Here is a 3,268-nt window from a genome sequence, read left to right on the forward strand (position 1 = left end):
GTCCGGGTGCGACGGCGACGGCCTCCGCCGTGGCGGCGGAGGAGGACGCCGGCGGTCAGGCCGCCGGCCCCGCGGACGGCGGCCAGCAGCAGCCGTCGTCGGGCGAGCCCCAGGTGACCGTGCCGTGGGCGCAGACGCCCGATCCCACATCGACCGGCGTGCTGCCGTTCGAGCTGCCCAGGGACGAGCCGACCGACCTGGCCGTGCCGGAGCTGAGCACGGTGCCGTCGCCGGTGCCGACGCAGCCGCTCCCGACGCAGCCGGTCGCGCAGCCCACGGTGCAGGCGACCGTGACCACCACGACCACAGCCACCGCCACGCCGTCGAGCTCTCCCAGTGAGAAGGACTCGGAAGAGCCCATTCCGACGAAGACCCGGCACAGGCCCGGCAAGGAGCACGAGCCGACGCCGACTCCCTCGCCCACGGGGACGGAGGAGCCGACGCCGCGGCCGACCACCGAGCAGCCCAGGCCGAGCGACCCGCCGCCGACGACCGAGCAGCCCAAGCCGACCGTGCGGCCGACGACCTCGCCGAAGCCCCCGGTCACGCCCACGACCACCTCGCCGAAGCCCGTCCCGACGACCAACCCCTACACGGCGACCGGGGTCTGCGGGGCTGGCTTCTACGTCCAGCGGCAGGCCGCGTTCGCCGGCGGCACCACGTACCAGCTCTACAACAACGGCACCGGCCAGAACTGCGTGGTGACGATCAAGACGACCGAGATCGGCAAGGCCACCCCGGTCAGCGCCACCCTTGAGGTGCAGGGCGGCGGCCGCCAGCGCGACGGCGGCAACTACGAGTACTACGCCGGCCCGGTGAAGCTGGGCGCCAAGGGCAAGTGCGTCCGCTTCGAGGGCTCCGCGGGCTCGTTCAGCACGAGCGCCGGCTGGGCCAACTGCGGCTGAGCCTCCTCCGCGCCGGCCGCGACCCGATCGCGGCTGGCGCTAGTAGGGCCGGTAGCCGCCGCCGCTCTCCAGGGAGGCGATGCCGGGGTGGCGTCCCAGGTCGCCGTAGCGGCTGTAGGTGTAGAGCACCCCGGCGATGATGTTGTCCACCGGCTCCAGGATCCGCTTGTGGCCGGGCAGGCTGTGCGCATTGAAGGTGGGCGGGATCGTCTGCATCAGGCCCTGCGACGGGACGCCGTTCTGCGCGTTGACGTCCCACCGGTTGACCGCGCTGGGGTTGCCGCCCGACTCGTGGAAGATGACGGTCCAGACGCGCTCGATGTCCTTGGGGTCGTTCGGGTCGAGGTCGCTCACGTCGATGCCGCGCCTGCGCAGGATCTCCGCCATCTCCGGCGACTTGATGACGGTGAGCGCCTCCTTGATCCACTTGACGACCTCGTCCTTCGGGCGCGGTGTGGTGCCGCCCGACGAGGCGCCGATGTAGCCGTATTCGCCCGTGCCGCCGCTGCCACTGGTGGCACCGGTGCCGCCATGGCCGCTGCTGCCGCCGTTCTCGGCGAGCCGGGTCCGCCGGAACTCCTCGGGGGAGACCGGGACCCACCCCACCTTGTCCCCGACGAACTCCTGCTTCCCGGCGAGCGGGATCTCGGAGAAGAGGTCCTTGTCCACGCCCAGCTGTTTGTTGATGTTCGTCAGCGACAGGGACATCACCGTCTCGGCGGCGTCGACGCGGCGCCCGGCGGACGCCGCGGCCGAGGTGACCTTGTCACCGATGTCCCTGTCGAGGTTCGCCTGGCCGGCCTGGGGGTCGTTCTTCGCCCGCGCGTAGGTCGCGCGTACGCTCTCGACGTCCTTCAGCAGGTCGCCGCCGAGCTTGTCGACGTCCTGCCTGGCCTGGGTCAGCTCGTCCGCGACGTCGTTGAGCGAGCCGGCGCAGGACACCAGGACGTCGTTCAGCGCCTGGCCGGCCTTGCCGTACTTGCGCATGTACGTCACGAACGCGTCGGCGGAGTCGCCCTTCCACCAGTCGTCCACCCGGTGGACCGCGCCCGCCAGCACGTTCATGTTGCCGACGGCGTCGTGCCCGGCCATGACCCACCGCGCGGCGACGCGCTCGATCTCGGCGGGGTCGGCGTCCTTGAGCCTGTCCATGACGTCCGTGAACTTCCTGCCCTGAGGGAGGGCGGCGATCTGGTCGCGGAGGCTCACGAGGGATCCTTCGGCGTGGAGGCGGTGTCGGCGTCGCGGAGGTTACGGCGGACCTGGTCGAGTGCCCGCTCGACGTCGTCCAGGCGCTCCTTGGCGTCGTCGAGCTGGTCGCCCGCCTTCTTCTCGACGCCGTCCACGGCCGTGGCCAGCGCGCCGGAGTCCGCGAGGTCACCGAAGATCTTGGCCTTCTGCTTCGCCGGGAAGGCGGGCCCGAACTCCGGCGCGGCCTTGCCCGCGGGCTTGCCGTCCTTGAGCTTGACCAGGTCGGTGGATCGGCCGTGCACCGACTCCTGGAGCTGCTCCAACGCCTTCCGGCTCATCTCGACGCCTGCCACCAGGGCCCCCTTTCCGATGATGACTGAAGATCTCAACCGCCTTCGCCGGGCGGCGCCGCGGGCTGGACGAACGCCGTCTGGGTGAGCCTGGAGCCGGAGCGCCGGTCCACGAAGTAACCGCGCCCGGGCGGGAGCGGGTGCGGGCGGACGTTCCCGAACAGGTAGCCCTCGTCCTTGTTGCCGGACAGGATCACCGCGGGGCTCGCCAGATCCTTGATCTTGGTGATGACCGGGTCGAACATGGCCCGGCTGACACCGCCCATCTGGCGGGCCATCACCAGGTGCAGGCCGATGTCCCGGGCCTGCGGCAGCAGGTCGGCCAGCGGCAGCAGCGGGTTCGTCGTGCCGGCGACCAGGTCGTAGTCGTCGACGACGATGTACAGGTCGGAGCCCTGCCACCAGCTCCGCGTGCGGAGCTGCTCAGGCGTGAGGTCGGCCGGCGGCAGCCGCTTGAGCAGAGCCCCCCGGGCGTTGTTGATCAGCTCGGCGGCGGCGGTGCTGGACGCGGCGTAGCCGATCCGGTGGTCGGTGGCCGCCGTGTCGAGCAGCGCCCGCCGGTAGTCGATGACGATCATCATCGCCTCGCGCGGCGTCTGCCTGGCCACCAGGCCCTCGGCGATGAGCTTCAGCAGGTTGGACTTGCCGCTCTCGGTGTCGCCCACCACGATGAAGTGCGGGTCGGCCTCGAAGTCGAGCAGCACCGGAGACAGCGTCGCCTCGTCGATGCCGATCGGGATGCGCTTGGGGCGCGCGCTGTCCGGCCCCGGCAGCGTCTCGGCCGGCAGCAGCGCGGGCAGCAGCCGCACCGGCGGCGCGGCC

General features: G+C 71.7%; 3 protein-coding genes and 1 pseudogene. 1 reads left to right on the plus strand and 3 read right to left on the minus strand.

Going from position 1 to position 3,268, the window contains the following annotated elements; translation table 11 throughout:
• Positions 1–905 (plus strand): annotated as a pseudogene (locus DQW85_RS25560) (serine/threonine protein kinase); the annotation flags it as partial.
• A gap of 39 nt (positions 906–944) precedes the next feature.
• Here DQW85_RS25560 and DQW85_RS25565 read toward each other — a convergent pair.
• The 3 genes from DQW85_RS25565 to DQW85_RS25575 all read right to left on the minus strand — a co-directional run.
• The gene (locus DQW85_RS25565; RefSeq protein ID WP_113702512.1) at positions 945–2,114 is read right to left on the minus strand and encodes a transglycosylase SLT domain-containing protein; all 1,170 of its coding nucleotides are present in this window, start codon (positions 2,112–2,114) and stop codon (positions 945–947) included.
• On the minus strand, positions 2,111–2,449 hold the full coding sequence (locus tag DQW85_RS25570) for a hypothetical protein (RefSeq protein WP_113702513.1): 339 nt from the start codon (positions 2,447–2,449) through the stop codon (positions 2,111–2,113). The genes DQW85_RS25565 and DQW85_RS25570 overlap by 4 nt, the downstream gene beginning before the upstream one ends.
• 32 nt (positions 2,450–2,481) lie before the next feature.
• The coding region (locus DQW85_RS25575; protein WP_275888260.1) for an FtsK/SpoIIIE domain-containing protein at positions 2,482–3,268 on the minus strand (787 nt) is incomplete at its 5' end.

This window comes from Nonomuraea lactucae, from assembly GCF_003313395.1.
Taxonomy (GTDB): domain Bacteria; phylum Actinomycetota; class Actinomycetes; order Streptosporangiales; family Streptosporangiaceae; genus Nonomuraea; species Nonomuraea lactucae.